This is a genomic window from Brevundimonas sp. NPDC055311 (assembly GCF_053645695.1).
In genome coordinates this window covers 77,922-96,937 of sequence record NZ_JBSHMV010000005.1, presented here as the reverse complement: position 1 = coordinate 96,937, position 19,016 = coordinate 77,922, and the positions used below count along the sequence as shown (strand labels likewise).

Here is a 19,016-nt window from a genome sequence, read left to right as displayed (position 1 = left end):
GCGCCTTCAGTCTCGTCCGGCCTCGCGTCGCAGCGTGGCGAGCCGATTGCGGCAGGTCGCTTCGACGAGATCGCGCAGGCGACGAGCGCCGTCCGTTAGCCAGGCTAGGTCTTCGACGCTGAGGTCGTACTGGTCGGAGTAGCGGGCCTCGACATAGGCGCGCTTCAGCATCTCGAACCGGCGGCGGTCGGCGCGATGCTCACGCGGCCAGGCGGCGATCAGCGCCTTGTCCAGGGTTTCGGCCTGGGAGCGGAGGAACTTGATGTTGTGAGAGCGCGGGAAATAGAAGGCGTGGACGAGGAGGAAGCACGCATAGGCGCGCTCGACCGCCTGGTGAAGGAGGAAAGCCGCGTCCTTTACGTTCTGACGTGCGGCGTAGAACTCGGCCCCAGCTAAGGCTTCAGAGATTTTTCCGAGCCATTCTGATTGGTACTTTTCCGCCATGTCCGCCGCCTCCTGCGGCGTCAGCGGTTTTGGCATGGCGAAGGGATGGCCGGGCAGGGCGTAGAGTTCCACGCCGTCCTTGATGACGCCCGTCCAGAAATACTGGCCCTGGGTCAGGCCCGAGTTCACCTCGGCCATGGTGTGAACGATGACGTTGACGATCCGGCCGATGGCCGGGTCGCGCTCGATCTTGTCCTCGGCGACGTACCAGTAGTTGGCGATCTCGGTCAGCTTCTCGTGGCTGACGATGACCAGGATGTCGAAATCGGACAGATAACCGGTCTCGGGCGCATCGACCCAATCGTCGCGCGAATACGAACCGAACAGGATGATCTTCAGGATCTTGCCGTCGCGACGCCACGATTGGGTCGGGCCGCCGCCGGCATGGATCGCACGGTCGAACTCTTCCAGCAGGATCGACCGGATTCGGGCCAGCTCGCGCTGCTGACGCTCAGGCAGATGATCGAGGGCGTCCTTCATGACTTCGACTCTAGCACGGCTGGTTTGCATGACCACATTCGGGGTGTGGGCGCCGTCGGGGGCGACTGAACCTTAGCCATGGAAGGTTTAGGCGTCCGCCCGAAAAGTGAGAAATCATGACTGTTGGCATGGCCGCCGCCCTTGGCGCAGAGCGCTTGGACACGACGACGGCGATCCGGACGGACGTTGCAACCTACGACATGAGGGCGTTGTCGGAAACCGCCCCTTGTCAGGATCTGGGATTTGGACCAGAATCCTGTTGCGTTCGTATGGACGCCGAGGCGTGAGAACCTCGATTGAACTGTTCGACCTACACTCTCCGGTGCTCGGCGTGGCGGGCGCGTATGTCCAGGCTCCAATGGGGCTAAAGGCGCTCGCGCGTGCCTCAATCACGTTCTCAACACCCGGCATCGGCCGGGCCCGCCTCTTTGCGAAAGGAGGCGGGCCCGTGTCGGACCAAAGCAGGCGGATGGAAGGCGAAGGCGGCGCCGAATTGTCCATTCTCTATCGCGAGAACGAGCGGTGGCTGGCTCGATCGCTCAAGCGCCGCTTCGGCGATCAGGACATTGAGGACCTGGCTCAGGAAACCTGGCTGCGCCTGGCTTCGGCGGTCTCGCTTTCGGATATCCGTCACCCGAAAGCCTTCCTGCTGCGGATAGCGACCAACCTGGCGTCGACGCGGCGTCGGCGGCGCGAACTGGCGATGCGGGCGGAGGCCGTGGTGGCGGTGCGCGACTGCATCGACGCCGACCAGACCGACCGGGTCATGCTCATTCAGATCGTGCTCGGCTTGCCAGAATCTCTTCGGGATGTCTTTTTATTGTCGCGTATCGATGGTCTTACGAACGCCCAGATCGCAGACAGGCTGGGCATTTCTCCCAAGACCGTCGAATGGCGCATGACGCGGGCCCTGGCCCACTGCGCCGCCCAACTCCGGCGCTAGAATGAGGCGCGACATGGCCAACCCGAACAGGGTTGAGAAGGCGGAAGAGGAAGCGGTCGCGTGGCATGCCCGCTTCGGCGCGACCTCCATCGACTCCGGCGCCATCGAAGAGTTCTTCGAATGGCGGTCGAAACCCGGCAACGCCGACGCCTATCGCCGCGTCGATCGCGTCTGGCGCGAAAGCCAGGGCCTGGGCTCTGATCCGGCGATCGCGGAGGCGCTCGACGGCGCGCGTGATCGCGCCCGCCGCAGCGGCTTGGGCAGACGGTCCGTCCTGATCGGGGGGCTGGCGGGCGCGACCGCCTTGCTCATCATCGCAGGAGCGTGGCTGTGGAGCGGACGGGGCGCGTTTGCGACCGATGTCGGCGAGCAGCGCGTGATCCGGCTCGCCGACGGCTCCAAGGTCAATCTGGACACCGATTCCCGCATCCGGGTGCGGTTCACGAATGGGGAGCGGCGGATCGATCTTGATCATGGCCAAGCGCTTTTTGATGTGGCGCCGGCGCTCGAGCGGCCCTTCGTCGTCTATGCGGGCGATGCGCGCGTCACCGCAGTGGGCACGGTGTTCGACGTCCGCAGGGCAGGGGAGACAGTCAGCGTGACGCTCGTCTCGGGAGTGATCGACGTCGCGGCGCCGGAAATGGCGACAGGCGAGCGCCGCATGGCGGCGGGCCAGCAGACCATGGTCTCGCGCAGCGCGATCTCGACCCGGGCGGTGGATGTCGCCGCCGAGACCAGTTGGACCTCTGGACGGCTGATCTTCTCCGACATTCCGTTGGAGCAGGCCGTTTCCGAGATGAACCGCTATCTGACCGACAAGATCGAGCTTGACGATCCCAGCATCCGGACGGTGTCGATCAACGGCGTGTTTCTGGTCGGAGACCGCGACGCCTTCGTTTCCGCCGCCTCGGACGGCTTGGGCCTGAAGTCCGTTCCCAAGGCGGACGGATCCGTCGGATTGGTCCGCCGCGGAAATTAATTGGGTTTCGGCTCCGGGGTAGGCCGGGGTCTCGTTGGTCTCTTTCTTCGACGCCAGAGGGGGCGTTGGAGGAAACCTGTCTATGAGCCGTTCGAGTCTGCTATCCGGCGCCGCCGCGGTCGCCTGCCTCTTCTCTGCCGGGACGCCCGCCTGCGCCCAGTCCGCACGCGATTTCGACATAGCCGCAGGACCGATGCGCGACGCCCTGACGGCCTTCGGCGCCCAGTCCGGCCAGCAGATATTCTTTGCCTCGGACGTCGTCGCGGGCCGCCGCTCGCCCGGCGTCAGCGGACGGATGGAGCCCGAGGCGGCTCTGAGCCGCCTGCTGCTCGACAGCGGCCTGATCTGGTCCCAGAGGCGGCCCGGCGTCTTCGTGGTGCAGAGGACGGCTCCAGCGACAAACGACGAAGTCACCGTCCTGGACGAGGTGGTGGTGACGGGCACCCTGCTGCGGTCTTCGGGCGATCCCGCTTCGCCGATCACGATCCTGACCCGCGACGAACTCGATCGGCGAGGATATGGGACAGTGGCCGAAACCCTTGCGGCTCTCCCGCAGAACTACGGCACGTCGACGCCGCTCTCGCAGGCGACGATGTCCGACGTCAGCACATCGAACAATGTGTTCTCGACGGGCGTCAATCTGCGCGGCCTGGGCGCGGCGTCGACGCTCGTTCTCGTCAATGGCCGACGCTTGGCCGGCACAGGCGCCCGCGCGGAATTCACGGACATTTCAGCGCTGCCGTCCGCGGCGGTGGAACGGGTCGATATCCTTCTCGATGGGGCGTCGGCTCTGTATGGGGCGGACGCGGTGGCCGGGGTCGTCAATGTTCTGATGCGTCGCTCGTTCGACGGACAGGAAAGCCGGCTTCGCATCGCTTCCGCACGGAGCGGCGGCGAGGACGTGCAGGCGTCCCACCTTTTCGGCAAGAGCTGGGCGTCAGGCTCAGCCTATCTCTCCTATGAGTATCAGACGGCCAACGGCCTCAGCGCTCTGGACCGCCCGTATACGGCGGACGGCGACCTGCGGCCGTTCGGAGGATCGGATCGTCGCACCTTCTACAGCAGTCCGGGCAATATCGTGGAGTTCGACCCGGCGGTCTCAGCCTATGTGACCCGCTTCGGCATTCGACCCAACGCCAGCGGAACCGCGCAGGTCGCCGCCGATTTCGCGCCCGGACAGCCGAACCTTCAATCCCCCATGCTGGACGTGGACCTGCTTCCTGCGGTGGAGCGCCATAGCGTTTACGGGCGGGTGCGTCATGCGTTTGGCGACCGCCTCGAACTCACGGCGGACCTCCGCTACAGTCGCCGGGACAATGAGATCGCCTCTTCGGCGACGACATCGGTGTTTTCGGTCTCGACGACCAATCCTTGGTTCGTGTCGCCTGTCGGCGCGACCTCCCACATGATCGGCTATTCGTTCGCGCGAGATCTCGGTCCGGCGCGGAGCTACGCCCAGTCGGAAAGTCTTGGGCTGACGGTGGGCCTTCGTTACGAGCTTTCCGACAACTGGGCTCTGGAGACCTATCTGGCGGAGGCGACGGAGACCGCCGAATACGGTTTCACCAATCGGGTGAACAACACCTTCCTGGCCGAAGCGCTCGGCAATGTCCCTGACAATCCCGAAACCCGATTCAATCCGGCTGTCGACGGCTATTTCAATCCTTTCGGCGCCGGAGCGGCCAACAACCGTGCGGTGCTCGACTTCATCAGCGGCGGCTACGGCCGGGTGAACAACGAAAGCGAGGCCCGCTCGGCCAACGTCCTGATCCAGGGTGATTGGTTCAACCTGCCTGGCGGTCAAATGTCCGTAGCGGTCGGCGCCCAGGTCAGGCAGGAGGTGTTCGACAATCGCGGCGAGACCTTCCTCGTCGGAGTGACGCCGCGCCTTTTTCCGAGCCCCACGCGAGAGCGATCCGTCTCAGCGCTTTTCGCCGAGGCGCGATTGCCGCTTGTCGGTCCGGACAACGCACGACCTGGCCTCCAAAGCCTTGACGTGTCCGTGGCGGCGAGGGTCGAGGACTACGATGATTTCGGAACCACGACGAATCCGAAGCTGGGCGTCGTCTGGTCTCCGCTCGAACGCCTGACCCTCCGGGCTTCATGGGGGACGTCTTTTCGGGCGGGCGCTCTGCAGCAGATTTTTGAGGAAGCGGCGGTGTCGCCCGCCTTCCTTGACCGGGAAGACGGCTCTGAGGCGCTGGTTCTGCTGCTCATCGGCGGTAATCGCGATCTGAAGCCGGAGACGTCGCAGACCCTCACGGCGGGGTTCGATTATCGCTTCGCCACCGGATCGAACCTGAGCGTCAACGTGTTCGAGACGCGCTTTGAGAATCGGATCGCCCAGCCTGTGAACGCCAATTTCGATGGCGCTCTGATCGATCCCTCGCTTCGACCGTTTGTCGTCTTCGTGAACCCGACCTCTGTGCCAGCTGACCTGGCGCTGGTCGAAAGCTACGCTGCATCGCCTGGATTCTCACCGGCATTTCCGACGACCGCCTACGGTGCGATCGTCGATACGCGTTGGGTCAATACGGGTGACGTCCGCGTGTCGGGCGTGGATATCGCCGGGCGGCATGCGTGGCGCTTCGCTCACGGTGATTTGGCCTTCGACGCCTCGGTGTCCTGGATCCTGGACTACGCGAGCCGGTCAACGCCCGCCGCGCCCGTCCAGCGTTTGGCCGGCCGCTTGGGCTACCCGGCGGATCTGCGCGCCAGGACGGGCCTGACGTGGTCGCGAGGGGAATGGCAGGTCGGGGGCGCATGGAACTTTGTGGACGCCTATCGTGACGCGGTCGGCTCGCGGATCGACGCTTGGAACACCGCAGACGCCTCGATCGCCTGGTCCCCGACCGGACGCCGGCTTGGCGGTCTGAGGCTCCAACTGACGGCTCAGAACCTCTTCGATCAGGATCCCCCCTTCTATGACTCTCCCTCGGGGTACGGGTTCGACGCCGGGCAGGCCAATCCCCTCGGCCGCGTCGTTTCGCTGCAACTGATCCGGCGCTGGTGACGCGCCATGAGAACCTTCCTGAACTCGCTCGTCGGAGCCTTGGCGGCGCTCGCCTGCCTGGCCTCGGCCAGTTTCGCCCAGACGACGGACCGGTCCCCTTCGCTGACGGTGGACGACATTCTCGGTCTCGAGTCGATTGAGCGCGCGGACCTTTCGCCCGACGGCCGTTGGTTGGTCTATGAAAAACGGGGAGCCTACGACAGTCTGCCGAGCGTCGAATTCGGCGGTCGGTCGGTCTGGACCATCATGGACCTTTGGCTGGTCGATCTTCGTTCCGATGCGCCGCCCACGAGACTGGTTCCTAATGAGGGCCTGGGCCTGCAGCGGGTGGCGTGGTCGCCGGACGGCGAGCGCTTGCTGATCACACGTCTGCAAGGGGACCGGTTCGAGTACGGAATCGTGACGTTGCGGGACCGGGCCGTGCAATGGACCGGCCTGACCCCTGATATGCCCGCAAACGGGGCCTTCGCCGAATGGGCGGCTCATGACACGGTTATCCTGCTCGCCTCGGCGGACGGGCGGCTTCCCGCCAGTCTCCGTTATGATCGGGATATGACCGCCAGGCGTTCGAGCGCCTGGGCGGCGACGGCCCGGGGCCGGGAGCCCGCACGCACCGTGATCGAGGCGCGCCATGGCGTCCTGTCTCCCGAGACGCCGTCTCCGCAAAATGTGCTTGTTCGCCTCAACGCCCTGACCGGTGAGCGGAAAACCCTCATGCAGGGCAGGGTTGCGGATTTCGCGGTGGCGCCGGACGGGACGTCTGTCGCTGTGACATGGAAGGGGGACGCCGTGCCCTTGTCGGAGCCGGAACTCGTCCAGCTGGAGAATGAAAGCAGGCTCAGGCTGTCGATCATCGACCTCGACGCACAGCGCAATGTTACGAGTTTCGCCGGCTTGGATGTGGCGCCGCATCTGATGCGTTGGTCGCCTGACGCTCGCGCCGTGCTGGTTTGGGCGCGCCAGGACGGAGAGCGATGGCGGGACGGAGCGCTCTGGTCCTTGAGCGCGCAGAAGACCACCCGCTTCAACCTGGCGAATCTCGTCGTGGGAACCTCCGCAGAGGTGACGGCGGGCGTTAAGGCGGAATGGATTGGGAGCTCGCCCGTGATTCAAGCGCGGACGCCCGACAGCGAACGACGAGACTGGCACCGGCTCTCATCGGACGGGACTCCAGCCATTCTGACGGCCGAGCTCCGCGTTCCGCCCGGCCGGATTTCCGCTTCGACCGGAACCGCCGCCTATGTCTTCGCTGACGGCGGCTATTGGGAAATGACGGCGCAAGGCGTGCGACCGCTTGCGGTCGGCGACGCGGTTGTGCGTGAGGCGGTGCAAGCCGGCGATATTTATCGGCCGCGTCGGCAAAAGATGAATGAGCCGCCCAGGAGGCCGTGGTCGGTCGGTTTGGACGAGAACGACGAAGGCGTCGTCATCTCGGCCGATGGAAGGGTGCTGTCCGCCCCGTTCGGTCCGATCGGCGAAGACCGCGTGCTCGCGCTGTCGCGAGACAGGGCTGTGGTCTTGCGACGCGTCGGTCTCGCCGAGAACCTGATTGTCCAAACTGGCCTTGGAAGCCGTCAGCTCGACGTCGTTAATGCAGGCCTCGCCGGCATCGACCTGCCGACCCCGAAGGCCGTCTCCCATCTCGATATCCACGGGCGTCCCGTGACCAGCTGGTTGTTCTTGCCGGACGGCGCAGACATCAAGGGCGTGATCGTCAAGGTTTACCCGGGGTGGGCGGACAATCTCGTCTGGGCGGACCCGTGGACCATGACCTACAGTACGCGGCCTGCTGTCTTCGTCGCGGCAGGGTACGCCTATCTGAGCCCCTTCCTTCCCGCAGACCAGCCAGCGGCGGGGCGAGGCGAGGCCTTTGAGAAGGGGGTAGACCTCGCCATTGACGCGGCTCTGAAAGCGGAGCCGCAGCTGCCTCGGGATAGACTGGTTCTTTGGGGGCATAGCTTCGGCGGTTACGCCACGCTGGAGATCGCTACCCGGTCCGAACGGTTCCGCGGCTACATCGCCTCCTCGTCCTACAGCGACATGCAAGGCGTCTGGGGGGAGTTCGATCCCGGCGCCAGAATCATGCCCGAAGACGGCGGACTCTTCCGTCTCAATCAGGGGTGGACAGAGACGACTCAAGCGGCGCTTGGCGCGCCGCCTTGGGTCAAACCCGATGACTACGCCGCTTCCAGCCCGTTTCTCAGGGCCGATCGGATCAGGGCGCCCGTCCTGTTCCTCACGGCTGACATGGACTTCACGCCGGCGACGCAGGCCGAGCGAATGTTCAGCGCCATTCTACGCACAGGGGGCGAGGCGCGCATGGTGACCTATTGGGGAGAACAGCACCTACTGTGGAGCCCGGCGAATATCAGGGACTACTACGGACAGATCTTCGGCTGGTTGGAGCGGGTCCTGCGAGGGACTGAGACGGTCACGCCGTCTGCCCCAGTCTCCCTTCCCAGGACCGAACCCAACCTTCGATCGTCACCATCGTGAACAAGGTTGCGTACTGACCCCGCCAGATCAAGACCTCGGGCGTCAGTTCGCCGTCCGCGGCCTCACGGTCGATCAGGCCGAGGGCGGCTAGTCGGCCGTCCATCAGCCAGGATCGGATGAAAGCAAGGTTCTCCACGATCATCTGGCCGTACACTCGCGTCATCTCGCCCTTTGACCGACGCTCTAGAATCTCAGTGGGAAGTCGATCCGCAAAGACCCGCCGCGCCAGTCCACGATCCCGTCCGCCCACGGTCAAAACCCAGGCGGGCAGGGCTAAGCATGTCTCTATGACCGGCTGTGCGCAAAGCGGATGCCGGACGTCCACGGCGCGGGTGAGCGCGCTGGGACCGTGGTGCGAGACGCTGTCGGCCACGCCGGCGATCTGGAAGCATTTGGAGGGCCCAAAGGCCTCCAGTTCCTCGAGCCACGGGTGCAACCCGGCGTCGTTTTCGCGAGGCGTGAGGATTGGGTGTGCGCGCCGCAGCGGCTGAGTGAGGCCGCCTCGATATCGAAGAGCTTCGCGCCATAGCGTCCATATGGACGCTTCATTAGCCGCGGCCAGTTCCAGAACATCCTCCGATGCGAACGCTCGCCATCTCCTCTGACGCCACAGATCGATGAAGATGTCGGTCGTCGCGGCCTGAAGGAGAATGCTGTCTCCACCCTTGCCGCTCATGACGGCGCTCGCTCCATGGGCTTCGATCTGCTTCGCCCAGGCGAGGTCCTGAGGATAGTCCATGCCATTCAGCCCTGGACGGAAGCCGCCTGAAATCGCGTCGATCCAATCAGCCGTCATGGGCTTGGCGACGTGAGGCTGGCAATGCGGCTCGAAATCCAACGTCCGAGCAAGCGCGCGGACATAGCGGCGCTCATCGGACTCCGTGGTCTGGCCGAAGGTGTTAATCCAGAGCGCGGTCGCTCCGGGACGTCGGCGCGTCAGCGTGGCGGCCACAAGAGCGGAATCGAGCCCGCCGGAGACTTCGGCTGCTAAAGGACCGCCCAGATCAGCGAGACCCGTAACGGCTTCATCGATCGCCCCTTCGAGGCGCGCCATGGCCTCTTGGGTTCGTGGCGCAGCCCCCAGACTTATCTGTGCGAAGTCGCGCGGACGCCATATCAACTCAGCGCGTTGCGGCAGTGGAAGAGGCTGAATGGAGCCAGGTTGCAACGCGATAGGCCCGTCGAGCATCAACGGGCCGGTGGGGGCGATGAGATCATGAAGGGCGTCAGAAACGCGATCATGATCGATGCGCCACACGCCGACAGGAGGTAGAAGCCAAGCTTCGGCCGATGAGCAGGCGATGGTCAGGCCCCTGTCCTGCCAGACCACGCATTCCATCGCACCGGACGGGTCCCTGAGAAAAGCAGTAGGTTGGTCCTTGCTTCCGAACAGCACGCCCACGAACCGGCCCCAGAAACGGGCGACCAGTTTGCGTTCGTAGTTCCATTGATCACTGTCCGAGCAGGAAGGAATATGAGGCGAACGTCTGTTGATGACGTCGCCGATCAAGGTCCACCCTCCGACCTGCATCCTCTTGGGCGGGTTTGGGCCGAGCGCCCCGAACCACGCGTGCGGATTCAGGTCTTGCACAGCGTAACCCTGTTGCCGAGCTTTTGCGGCGAGGACGGCCGAGCGTTCGAGCATCGCCCCCTCATCGTGCGGTCTACAAACGAGCACGTAGTCGCCCATGCTCAGGCCTTCAGGATCGGCGTATATCGCGCCACACGATCAAGCCGATCGCCGACGACGATGTCGTCGAACTGGAGCCAGCAGTGCGCGCAGAACGGCCAAGTGCGCACGCCGAAGATCCAGTCTACCGCCACGCCGTGCGACGCGAGATAGCAGCGGAGCTGGAACGACCTCTGAAGGCACTCTCCCTCGAACGGCGTCCATGGGCGCGCCCGGCGGGCTGCGCTGACAAACTCGCTTAGCCGAGGTTCGGCGATGGGATCGCTTCGCCGCCTGACGGCGTCATGAAATCGAATAAGTTCGCCTAGGGTCTTGTCCTTGAATATCCACTTCGCTGCGAGGAAGGCGAGGCTGGCGCGAACAGTCTCGATTCTGGACGTATTCGATACCATCGACAATTCCCGGTTGGCCGGCGTCGGAGGCATGTGTGAAGTCGAAAGCGGGCTTCTTGTCGCAAATCCCGCAGCCTCCAGCGCTCCTGCGACATCCTCATTCGCCGCCTCTAGGCGACCGTTTTGGCCGAGGCGGACGTACAACGCTGCGCCGAGCAGGCAACTGTACCGATCAGCCTCAACGTCGAGAACCACGATATCCGTTGCGATCTGCGCAGTGTGGACATTCCGCTGGAGCCATAATGTGGGCATGTCTTCTGCGGCCTCCAAAGTAGCGGAGACGCTGCGGGCGACCGCTTTCGTGATCGCCCGCAGGGTCGTCAGCCGCCAGTCGGGTAGAGACCGTTTCGGACGGCGCCTTCCATGAACTGGATGCCCAGTCCATCGCGCGTCAGAGCTTTGGCGCTGCCGAAGCTGACGAGGCGCAGTTTGAGCTTGGTCATTTCTGTCACTCCCTGGTTGATCGCTACAGACGTAGCCCAGAGAGTAAGCGCCCTAGACGTCGGTACTCAAAACTATATTTGTCGTATATTTCATCGCCCGGGTTGGGGACGTGCGAGCGTAAGTTCCGCGACGCCCTTCTCGAGCCAACGCGCCGCCATCTCCTGACGCTCGTTTTCCGCCAGCAGATCATCATACATGGCGCACACGGCCAAAATGACGGCGCGACCGTCCAGCTTCGCGATCCCATCGCCCAGAAGGCCGTTGAGGCGCTTGCCGCCGATGGTCAAGGCCGTGACCAGCTTGTTGTCGGCGCTGCGCCAGGCCAGCTCAGGCGAGCCGATGGCGACCGCCATGATGACGGCGTGGGGATCGCTGCGCGTGGCCGCCGCAAAGCGATGGATGTAGTCGATATTGAGCCGGCTCCCGCCCGCCTCGAAACGCTCATAGGTGCGAAGCGGCATGTGCATCGCCTTTGCCACGGCGCGGGCAGTCATGCCGCGGTGGCGACGCACCAGCTTGAGGGCTCGGGACAGCACGTCGTTGTCGCGCTGGGGCTGCCTGCGCATGGAATCCATGGCTGCCTTCCTTTTGCTGACGATCACTGGCCCTCACCGTAACGACGTTCTTCGTCGGGTCCAAAAAAGGCGACCCGTCGATAACGGGCGGTGAGGCCGACGATGTCCGGCGGGTTCGCATCGGACGAGCTTGCAACGTGTTGGCGAACAAGCTTCGCCGCGCGTTATCGCGGCGCTTCTGTGGTTGGAGGGCGCCATGGCCAAGAAGCGGGATCCCTTCCTAAGGGCGTTGGAGGTGATCCGGACCAACATGCTGAAGGGCGTTTATCCGCCTGCGCAGCCAATCGTGATCGCGGACGAAGCGCGCCGGTTGGGTCTGTCAACGACGCCGATCCGTGAGGCGCTTTCCTGCCTTTGCGGAGAGGGTCTGGTCGAGCGAGGGCCGTGCGGCGGGTTCGTTGCGCCGCGCTTTGACGCAGGCGCCCTGCGCGATCGCTACGAATTTCGTCTGACGTGCCTGCTGGCGGCGCTCGATCTCACTGCTGACCTTCCAGGATATCGGCGGCGCTCGCGAACGGACGCCACGGCGGCGCCGGATCTCCAGAGGATCTTCGAGGATGTCGTGCGGCGCTCGGGAAATGCTGTGCTTCTTGCCGCCTATCAGCGTGTCGGTGTGCAGTTGCGGCAGGTCCTGGAGGCCGAGCGGATCGTCTTCATCGACGTCGATGTCGAGGCGGATCGCATAAAAGTCCTGGCGGATGAAGGCGCGCCCCAAGCGTTCTGCGAAGCACTGCGAACCTATCACCATCGCCGTATACGGGCGGCGCCCCATATCGCGGCGGAAATCGCCCGGCGCGGCGCTGCGTCAGCCCACGGCGTAGACGAGGTTCCCTTGGCTTCGCCAACAGGGGAGCCGTGCTGAATTTGAGCGGCGCCGCGCGCGGCCGACCGGCGGGGGATCATCCCAACTGACTTTCAAGCGGCGGCCGCAAGGAGGGGGCATGCGCGAAGCGGGGAGCGATGGCTATCGCCCGGAATGGGGCGATCGAGAGGGTTATGACCGGATGGTCGCGCTCGACCTCGCCGGGTGGGCTTGGGAAGCGCTCCGGCGTCGACCTGATGACGCCGGTCGTATCCTGCCGGTGAAGGCGAACCGACAGCTCGGGCGCTTCCCGACGATCCGGCTCATCGAGACCCCGGCCGTGGATGAACGGGAGGTCTGGGGGTGGCGATTTCCTCGGGGCGCGGTCCCCGCTCGTCTTCTGGCGCGCCGACCTCCACCCCGCGGTTCTTCCCGTCCGGGCAGCGCCTGTGGCCGACGCCGACCCCGACGCTTTTCGACTTGATCGTCTGCCCTGTCGTGCGGTCATCCGACGGCTTGGCGACGGGCGCGAACAGATCATCATCGGCGGCGGGACGCATTCGATCCGCCTCGAGGTGCGGGCAGGCACCCTGCTCGAAGGACCTGTCCGGCTGACCTATGATCTCGCCGGCTTCGCCGATATCGACATCCGCCTTCAGGCGCTCGGCCAGTTCGTCGCCCTGCATCGCCTCAACCGACTGCCGTCCGGCCTCTTTCGTATCGAGCCGCGGGCGAGGCGGTGGGCGATGGCCTTGCAGGCCTGGGACGGCGGGCGAGCCGGCGCGAGCCAGCGCGAGATCGCTGTCGCCCTGTTCGGCGGGGCGCGCGTCGCCTCGGATTGGGCGGCGGGCGACCACATGCGCAAACGGGTGGCGCGGCTCGTCAGAACGGGCGAACGCCTCGTCGCTGGCGCCGGACCCGGAATGCTTCGGCGCGAGCCGTCCTGACCGACTATTGCGAGAACAGGGTCACGTCGTGGCGCGTGCCCGAGATACGGACCCCGTTGCTGGGCGTGCGCGCGATCGTATCGGCCTCATCGAGCGCGCGCAGGACATCGTCAAAGCGCGGGGGTGGAGCGATCTCGCAAACTTCCTTCCGGCCTCCGTTCGCTCCGATCGACGAGAAGGAGACCGACCCGCCGTTGATCCGATAGCGGCGCGCGACGCCGGCGCAGGCCGGCTCCCACCAGACCGAGGCCTCGTCGCCGCTGATGGCGATCCCCACAGGCTCGTCGAGAGAGCGGCCGTCGATCGCGGCCACGCGCCATTCGCCCGACAGGGTGGCGACCGTCGCGGCGGGAGCCTCGCGATCGACCGGCGCGGCGGCATCACTGTCTGTGGTGCGGGGCTGCGGGGCGGCCTCCGGCGGCGTTTGCCCGCAAGCGGTCAGCGCCGCGCAGGCGAACAGGATCAGCAGGCGGCGCGCGCGCGCCGAGCTGGAGGACTGGATGTCGATGTTGAGAAGGGCTTGCTTCATAAGGTCTGCCTGGCGGTCGCAGTGGTGCGGCATGTCGGTCATCGGGGTGGGAAATGGGCGGCGCTGCTCGGCGCGCCGATCGGAATGATCGGCCCCGCGCCGCACTGAGCCCGCAGCGCCTTTACGCCGGCGTCGGCTTCATTCGCGCCGCGCGGACCGGCCCATATGACCTTCTCGCCGATCCGAACCGTCTGTCCGCCGTCCGTGACGGTCATGCGGTTGTCGGCGTCGAGTCCGATCTCGGCGTCCCTGTCGAACAGCACCAGCGGCTCGCCGCCGCCGCCGTGATCGGCGAGGCGGAAGCAGCCGTCGCGCAGGACGATCCGGCCCGACAGCGCCGCCTGGTTGACGGCGCCCGGCAGACGATCCGAGCGAGGGACGAGGCGAACCAGCGCGGCGAGCGCCGGATCGATCGCGCGCGGATTGGGCGACGGCCCGAAGTCCAGGCGCAGCCGCTCGGGCAAGGTCCAGCCCTCGGCGGCGGCGATCTCGCGGAAGGCGGCTTCGTCCACGGTCATGTCGAAGGCGACGACGCCGTCGAACTCCATCACCGAGCCGCCGCCGACGAGCCGTTTGGCCGCGAGACGGGGAAACCACTCATCGAAGATCGGTTGCAGCTCGGCGGTGGGGACGCCGCCCTCGCGCGAAGCGAAGCGGGAATCGCGCGTATGACGCGCCAGGGTCGCGGCGGCGTCGCGCCGGAACTGGAAGGCGAAACGCGGCGAAGGATCGCGCACGACGCGGTAGCCGATATAGTTCCCCGGCTCGGCCGCCTTCAGACGCCGGTCGAGCGCCTGGGCGTCGCGCATCGCCGCCTCTTCGGGATTGCGGAGGCTTTCGTCGTCCTCCGAAGGCTTGGGCTGCCGGGATCGCGGCGGCGGCGCAGGCGAGGGCGGGGCGCTCAGGAGCGTCGCATAGCCGTCCGCCCCGATGGTCGCGCCGGCGGGAACCCGGGCTGATGCCGGTCCGGGGGCAGGGCCGACGCCCTGGTCCGGCGACGAAGGGGCGGTGCATCCGACGAGAGCGATTGCGATCATCGTCAGTCCGAAGGTCCGCATATCTGTGTCGTCCTTTATCCTCGCCTGCGGCACGGTAACGACCGTGAGTCTCGCTGACCATACGCTTAAGCGCCTCCGGTTGTTCGTGGCCGAGAACCGTGCGGGCGAGCCGAAGCTGGTTGGTTGATATCTGACCGAATATGGACTATGTCCAGAATTGTTAGGAGATGGTCATGGCAATAGGCATCGTTTCCGGTCGCGGTCCTCAAGCGGAGCTGCCGCGCCTCGATGTGGCGCGCTTCGCCCCGGCGAACCGGCGCCGTCTGAGCGCGCCCGCGCTTCGCACCTTCACCGCCATCGCCGATCTATGGGGACTGAACGAGGAGCAGCGCCGCCTGATCCTCGGCTACCCGTCCCGCTCGACCTATCACAACTGGTGCAAGCAAGCGCGCGAGCATGGCGAGATCACGCTCGACGTCGATGTGCTGACGCGGATCTCGGCGCTGTTGGGCATCCATCAGGCCCTGGGCGTTCTGTTCGCCGATGAGCGTGAAGGCGTCGACTGGCTGCTTCGGCCGCATGATGCGGCGGTGTTCGGCGGGCATCCGCCTATCAACCTCGTGACCAACGGGACCCAGGACGGTCTGATGACGGTGCGCCGCTTCCTCGACGCCGCGCGGGGCGGGGCCTACATGGCACCCAACGCCCTCGATGCGGCGTTCGAAGCCTATGACGACAGCGAGATCGTCTTCAGCTGATGGAGAAGCTAGTCGCCGCGCCCCGTCCGGCCCACCGGCTGGTGCCGTCGCGCTTTCCGCCGATCGGCCTGTTCGACACCGTCGCCACGGCGGCCGACGCGGCGGCGGTGATGGAGCTGGCGGGCTGGACCAATGACCGTCTGGTCGCTGAACGGATCGACCGCCTTCCGCGCGATCAGTGGGTCTACGGTCGCGCCAACGCCAGCATCGTCATGGCGTCCTTCCTCCATGTCGCGCCCGGAGGCATGCGGTTCAACGGTCCGGACCTCGGCGCCTGGTATGCGGCGGCGTCGATCGTCACCGCGGCCGCCGAAGTCGGCCACCACCTGCGTCGCGAAGCTGTGGCGCGATCGGTGAAGGGAATGCGGCGGACCTATCGCAACTATACCGCTGCCTTGATCGGCGACTATCGCGACATTCGCGGCCGACAGACCGCCTTGCCCGAAGCCTACGCCTCCGACAGTTACGACGCTGCACAGGCTTTCGGCGAAGGCGTACGGGCGTCCCTGGCGTCGGGGCTTCTTTACGACAGCCTGCGCCATCGCGGCGGATGCAACATCGTCGCCTACCGACCGGTCGGCGTCACCGAGGTCGTGCAGGCGGAGCATTTCGAAATCAGCGTCGAGGCGGCCTCGCGCCGGATCGAGGTTCGCAAGCTGAGCGCCTAAGAATCGGCAACGCCGCCTTCGGGCGGAGCCGAACGCCGTCGCGCATGTTTGCCCAACCGCAATCGCTCGGGAGGCGCGGGAGGGGAAGGCCTTCCGCTGAGCGGGCGCCCGCCCGCGGTCTCCCGCTACCCCTTCGAGCAGGGGGCTTCGCCCGTTCCGCTCCACAGGCGAGCATGTCGTCCTGTGGGGCGGCGATCCGACCTGACATCGCCCGGATCGATGACGTCGACATTCCGGTGCGATGCATCCTTAACCTTGGCCGAATCGTGCGGCGCCGATAAGCGGAGCGGCTTTTTGCAAAAGCAGAAAGCCATGACCGACGCCTCCCGGGAAACACCCACGCTGCCGCTCAATCTGACGCGCCTGCTCCTGTTGCTGCCGCTCCTGTCGGTAGGCGGCTTCACCGTCCTGATGATGTTCCTGTGCTCGATCTTCGGCCAATGGGGGCTGTCTGGGCTTCAGCTGATCACCATGGCCGACACCGCGGCTCCCAGCGTCATGCTCGCCTTCGTCCTCGGCGCGTTGCTGTGCGTACCCGTCATGTTCGCCTATGCGGGCGGCTGGCTTTATCGGGAGACGCCGCGCGCTTCCGTGACCATCGCGCTCTGGATCGTCGCGATCGTCGGCGGCGCGCTTTGGTTCGTCGGCCCACTCGGCCTGCCCCTGCGCCTGGTCCTCGTCTTCATCGCCACGGTCGCCGCAGCCCGGATCATTCTCGACGCCCGTATCGCCAAGCCCAATACCCGCTGGCTCGAAGCCGCGGTGACGATCATCCCGGCGCTTCCCGCCGCCTTTTGGATGGCCGGCTCCATCGGCGCCTTCCACGGCGAGGTCGTCAAGGTCGGTTTTGTGCGGGACCTGATCGTCGCCGAGATAGACGGCGCGCCCTGCGACGGCGACCTGCTCTGGCTCGGCGAAAGGGCGACCGTCGTCCGCTGCGCCGCCGATCGCAAGGACATCCGGGTCATGACGACCAGGGAGGGGCTGCCTATGACCTTGCGCCGTTGATGCAGGAAGAGGGGAAGGCCTTCCCCTGAGCGGGAGCCCGCGCGCGGTCTCCCGCTACCCCTTCGAGCAGGAGGCTTCGCCCCCCGCAACGCTCCCCATTGACGGTCGCCGCGCAGACGCGCGGCGGCTTTGTTTGGGCCTCTCCCTGAAGCGGGAGGTGGCCGACGCGCCCTTCTGGACGCGCCCCGGCGCGCGCCAAGCGGCCCTTGGCCGCTCCTCCGCTCCGCTCCGGCCCCTTGGGTGACGCCCGCCTTGCAGGGCGCGTCCTGCAGGACGCCTTCGCCGTCCACCCCCCGCTTCCGGGAGAGGCTGTGGGGTTTGGGGCGGGGAAGGAGGATCGCCATGCGTAAGGACAGCCAGCCGCAGCGCCGCCCGAACGGGAAGGGCAAGGGAAAGGGGCGGGCTTCGCCCGCCGCCGAACCGCGCGCCAACCTCTATGACGAGGTGACCGCCAAGATCATCGCCGAACTGGAAGCCGGGACCTTTCCGTGGGTCCGGCCATGGGGCCGCGCCGGGGCGGGACGCCCCGGCCTGCCGCGCAACGCCGCCACCGGCCGCCGCTATTCGGGCGTCAACGTCCTGCTGCTGTGGGGCGCGGGCTTTTCCGAAGGCTACGCCTCGCAGAACTGGCTGACCTTCCGTCAGGCCCTCGCGGCGGGCGGCAGCGTCCGCAAGGGCGAGCGCGGGACGACCGTCGTCTATGCCGACCGCTTCACCCCCGAGGCCGAGAAGGAGCGCGCCCGCGAAACCGGCGAGGACGCCCGCGTCGTCCCCTTTCTCAAGCGCTTCACCGTCTTCAATCTCGACCAGTGCGAAGGACTGGACCGGCTCGCCGTCAATGCCGACCTTGGGCCCGCGCCGCTTCCCGAACGCGAGATCGTCCCGCGCGCCGAAGCCCTGATTGCCGCCAGCGGGGCCGATGTCCGCATCGGCGGCGAGCGCGCCTATTATCACCCCGGCGAGGACTATATCCGCATCCCGCCGCAGCCCGCCTTCTTCGACCAGATCAACTACTATCGCACGGCGCTGCACGAACTGACCCACTGGACCGGCCACCCGACCCGGCTCCGTCGCGACCAGTCGGGCGGCCTCGGAACACCCGCCTACGCTCGCGAGGAACTGGCCGCCGAACTCGGCTCCGCCTTCCTGTGCGCCGCGCTCGGCGTCGTCCCGACCGTCCGCCACGCCGACTATCTGGCCAGCTGGCTGACCGTCCTTCGCTCCGACAATCGCGCCATCTTCCGCGCCGCAGGGCAGGCGTCCAAGGCCGCCGACTATCTCTTGGCCTATGCGCCCGAGGCGGACGGGGCCGCGGCGAGCGTCGCCTGCGAGACCGGGAGGGCGGCGGCATGATCCTCCTGACCCCCGATCTGCGTGACCGCCTGCACGCCAACGCCGAGGCTCGGCTTGCCGCGCTCGATGCCGAAAAGCCCGAGCCCGATCCCGTTCCGGTCGTCAAATTCTTCAATCCCATCGGCGCGGCGACATGGCTCGCCACCGAACTGGACGAAGACGGCGACACCGTGTTCGGGCTGGCCGACCTCGGCTTCGGAACCCCCGAACTCGGATCGTTCAGCCTTTCGGAAATCGAGAGCGTCCGCCTGCCGTTCGGGCTCGCCATCGAGCGCGACCTGCATTTCTCGACCCATTTCCGGCTGTCGGTCTGGTCCGCCTGGGCGCGCCGCGCCGGGTCGATCATCCGCGCCGAAGCCCTTCTGCGCCGGGCCAGCCCGCCCGGCGCGTCCCCCGATCCGAACGCCGATCCCGGCCAAGGATGAGCGCGCGGCTCTTCCCGCGTATCCCGGCCCCGCCCGTCGTCCGTCAGATAGATCGAACGGACGGGGCCGGTC

18 protein-coding genes are annotated in these 19,016 nt (G+C 66.2%); 11 read left to right on the top strand and 7 right to left on the bottom strand.

All coding sequences use genetic code 11. The features are described 5' to 3' along the window. Positions 1-6 precede the first annotated feature (6 nt). Entirely contained in the window at positions 7-924 is a 918-nt protein-coding gene (locus ACWIDZ_RS15000; protein ID WP_453989903.1) for a HEPN domain-containing protein, read from the bottom strand. Positions 925-1,207: 283 nt separating this feature from the next. On the opposite strand from ACWIDZ_RS15000, the gene ACWIDZ_RS14995 reads away from it, so the two are divergent. From ACWIDZ_RS14995 to ACWIDZ_RS14980, 4 genes are all read left to right on the top strand, one after another. Next, positions 1,208-1,867: an RNA polymerase sigma factor gene (locus ACWIDZ_RS14995; RefSeq protein WP_453989905.1), complete on the top strand. Its 660-nt coding sequence runs from the start codon at positions 1,208-1,210 to the stop codon at positions 1,865-1,867. Between the two features lie 13 nt (positions 1,868-1,880). After that, positions 1,881-2,846, top strand: coding sequence for a FecR family protein (locus ACWIDZ_RS14990; protein ID WP_453989907.1), 966 nt, complete (start codon positions 1,881-1,883; stop codon positions 2,844-2,846). Between the two features lie 193 nt (positions 2,847-3,039). After that, complete coding sequence (locus tag ACWIDZ_RS14985; RefSeq protein ID WP_453989909.1) at positions 3,040-5,859, top strand: TonB-dependent receptor domain-containing protein; 2,820 nt, start codon at positions 3,040-3,042, stop codon at positions 5,857-5,859. A 6-nt stretch (positions 5,860-5,865) separates the two neighbouring features. Continuing rightward, entirely contained in the window at positions 5,866-8,355 is a 2,490-nt protein-coding gene (locus ACWIDZ_RS14980; RefSeq protein WP_453989911.1) for a prolyl oligopeptidase family serine peptidase, read from the top strand. Here ACWIDZ_RS14980 and ACWIDZ_RS14975 read toward each other — a convergent pair. From ACWIDZ_RS14975 to ACWIDZ_RS14960, 4 genes are all read right to left on the bottom strand, one after another. After that, positions 8,291-10,045, bottom strand: coding sequence for an asparagine synthase C-terminal domain-containing protein (locus ACWIDZ_RS14975; protein ID WP_269298639.1), 1,755 nt, complete (start codon positions 10,043-10,045; stop codon positions 8,291-8,293). The two genes, ACWIDZ_RS14980 and ACWIDZ_RS14975, sit on opposite strands and share 65 nt — an antisense overlap. Before the next feature lie 2 nt (positions 10,046-10,047). Continuing rightward, entirely contained in the window at positions 10,048-10,689 is a 642-nt protein-coding gene (locus ACWIDZ_RS14970) for a lasso peptide biosynthesis B2 protein (protein WP_269298642.1), read from the bottom strand. A gap of 68 nt (positions 10,690-10,757) precedes the next feature. Beyond that, a complete protein-coding gene (locus tag ACWIDZ_RS14965; RefSeq protein WP_262923268.1) occupies positions 10,758-10,880 on the bottom strand; it encodes a hypothetical protein in 123 nt (40 codons plus the stop codon). 90 nt (positions 10,881-10,970) lie between these two features. Next, positions 10,971-11,456 (bottom strand): helix-turn-helix domain-containing protein, encoded by a 486-nt coding sequence (locus ACWIDZ_RS14960; protein ID WP_200165154.1) that lies wholly within the window; start codon positions 11,454-11,456, stop codon positions 10,971-10,973. 196 nt (positions 11,457-11,652) lie between these two features. Here ACWIDZ_RS14960 and ACWIDZ_RS14955 point away from each other — a divergent pair, with 196 nt between their 5' ends. Together ACWIDZ_RS14955 and ACWIDZ_RS14950 are read left to right on the top strand one after the other, a co-directional pair. Beyond that, complete coding sequence (locus ACWIDZ_RS14955; protein ID WP_253107910.1) at positions 11,653-12,318, top strand: GntR family transcriptional regulator; 666 nt, start codon at positions 11,653-11,655, stop codon at positions 12,316-12,318. A 389-nt stretch (positions 12,319-12,707) separates the two neighbouring features. Further along, on the top strand, positions 12,708-13,205 hold the full coding sequence (locus tag ACWIDZ_RS14950) for a DUF2285 domain-containing protein (RefSeq protein WP_253107909.1): 498 nt from the start codon (positions 12,708-12,710) through the stop codon (positions 13,203-13,205). A gap of 4 nt (positions 13,206-13,209) precedes the next feature. Here the strand turns inward: ACWIDZ_RS14950 and ACWIDZ_RS14945 are convergent, their stop codons facing one another. Both ACWIDZ_RS14945 and ACWIDZ_RS14940 read right to left on the bottom strand, forming a co-directional pair. After that, on the bottom strand, positions 13,210-13,776 hold the full coding sequence (locus ACWIDZ_RS14945; protein WP_453989915.1) for a hypothetical protein: 567 nt from the start codon (positions 13,774-13,776) through the stop codon (positions 13,210-13,212). Then, a complete protein-coding gene (locus ACWIDZ_RS14940; RefSeq protein WP_453989917.1) occupies positions 13,773-14,543 on the bottom strand; it encodes a hypothetical protein in 771 nt (256 codons plus the stop codon). The genes ACWIDZ_RS14945 and ACWIDZ_RS14940 overlap by 4 nt, the downstream gene beginning before the upstream one ends. A gap of 422 nt (positions 14,544-14,965) precedes the next feature. On the opposite strand from ACWIDZ_RS14940, the gene ACWIDZ_RS14935 reads away from it, so the two are divergent. The 5 genes from ACWIDZ_RS14935 (at position 14,966) to ACWIDZ_RS14915 (ending at position 18,944) form a co-directional block, all read left to right on the top strand. Next, a complete protein-coding gene (locus ACWIDZ_RS14935) occupies positions 14,966-15,490 on the top strand; it encodes an MbcA/ParS/Xre antitoxin family protein (RefSeq protein WP_200165142.1) in 525 nt (174 codons plus the stop codon). Then, positions 15,490-16,158 carry an RES family NAD+ phosphorylase gene (locus tag ACWIDZ_RS14930; protein ID WP_253107905.1) on the top strand — a complete coding sequence of 223 codons (669 nt, stop codon included), beginning with the start codon at positions 15,490-15,492 and terminating at the stop codon, positions 16,156-16,158. The genes ACWIDZ_RS14935 and ACWIDZ_RS14930 overlap by 1 nt, the downstream gene beginning before the upstream one ends. Before the next feature lie 312 nt (positions 16,159-16,470). Continuing rightward, a complete protein-coding gene (locus ACWIDZ_RS14925) occupies positions 16,471-17,166 on the top strand; it encodes a hypothetical protein (RefSeq protein ID WP_253107904.1) in 696 nt (231 codons plus the stop codon). Positions 17,167-17,508: 342 nt separating this feature from the next. Next, complete coding sequence (locus ACWIDZ_RS14920) at positions 17,509-18,519, top strand: ArdC family protein (protein WP_453989919.1); 1,011 nt, start codon at positions 17,509-17,511, stop codon at positions 18,517-18,519. Next, complete coding sequence (locus tag ACWIDZ_RS14915; RefSeq protein WP_346522918.1) at positions 18,516-18,944, top strand: DUF2958 domain-containing protein; 429 nt, start codon at positions 18,516-18,518, stop codon at positions 18,942-18,944. Before ACWIDZ_RS14920 ends, ACWIDZ_RS14915 begins: the two co-directional genes overlap by 4 nt. The last annotated feature ends 72 nt before the right edge of the window (positions 18,945-19,016 follow it).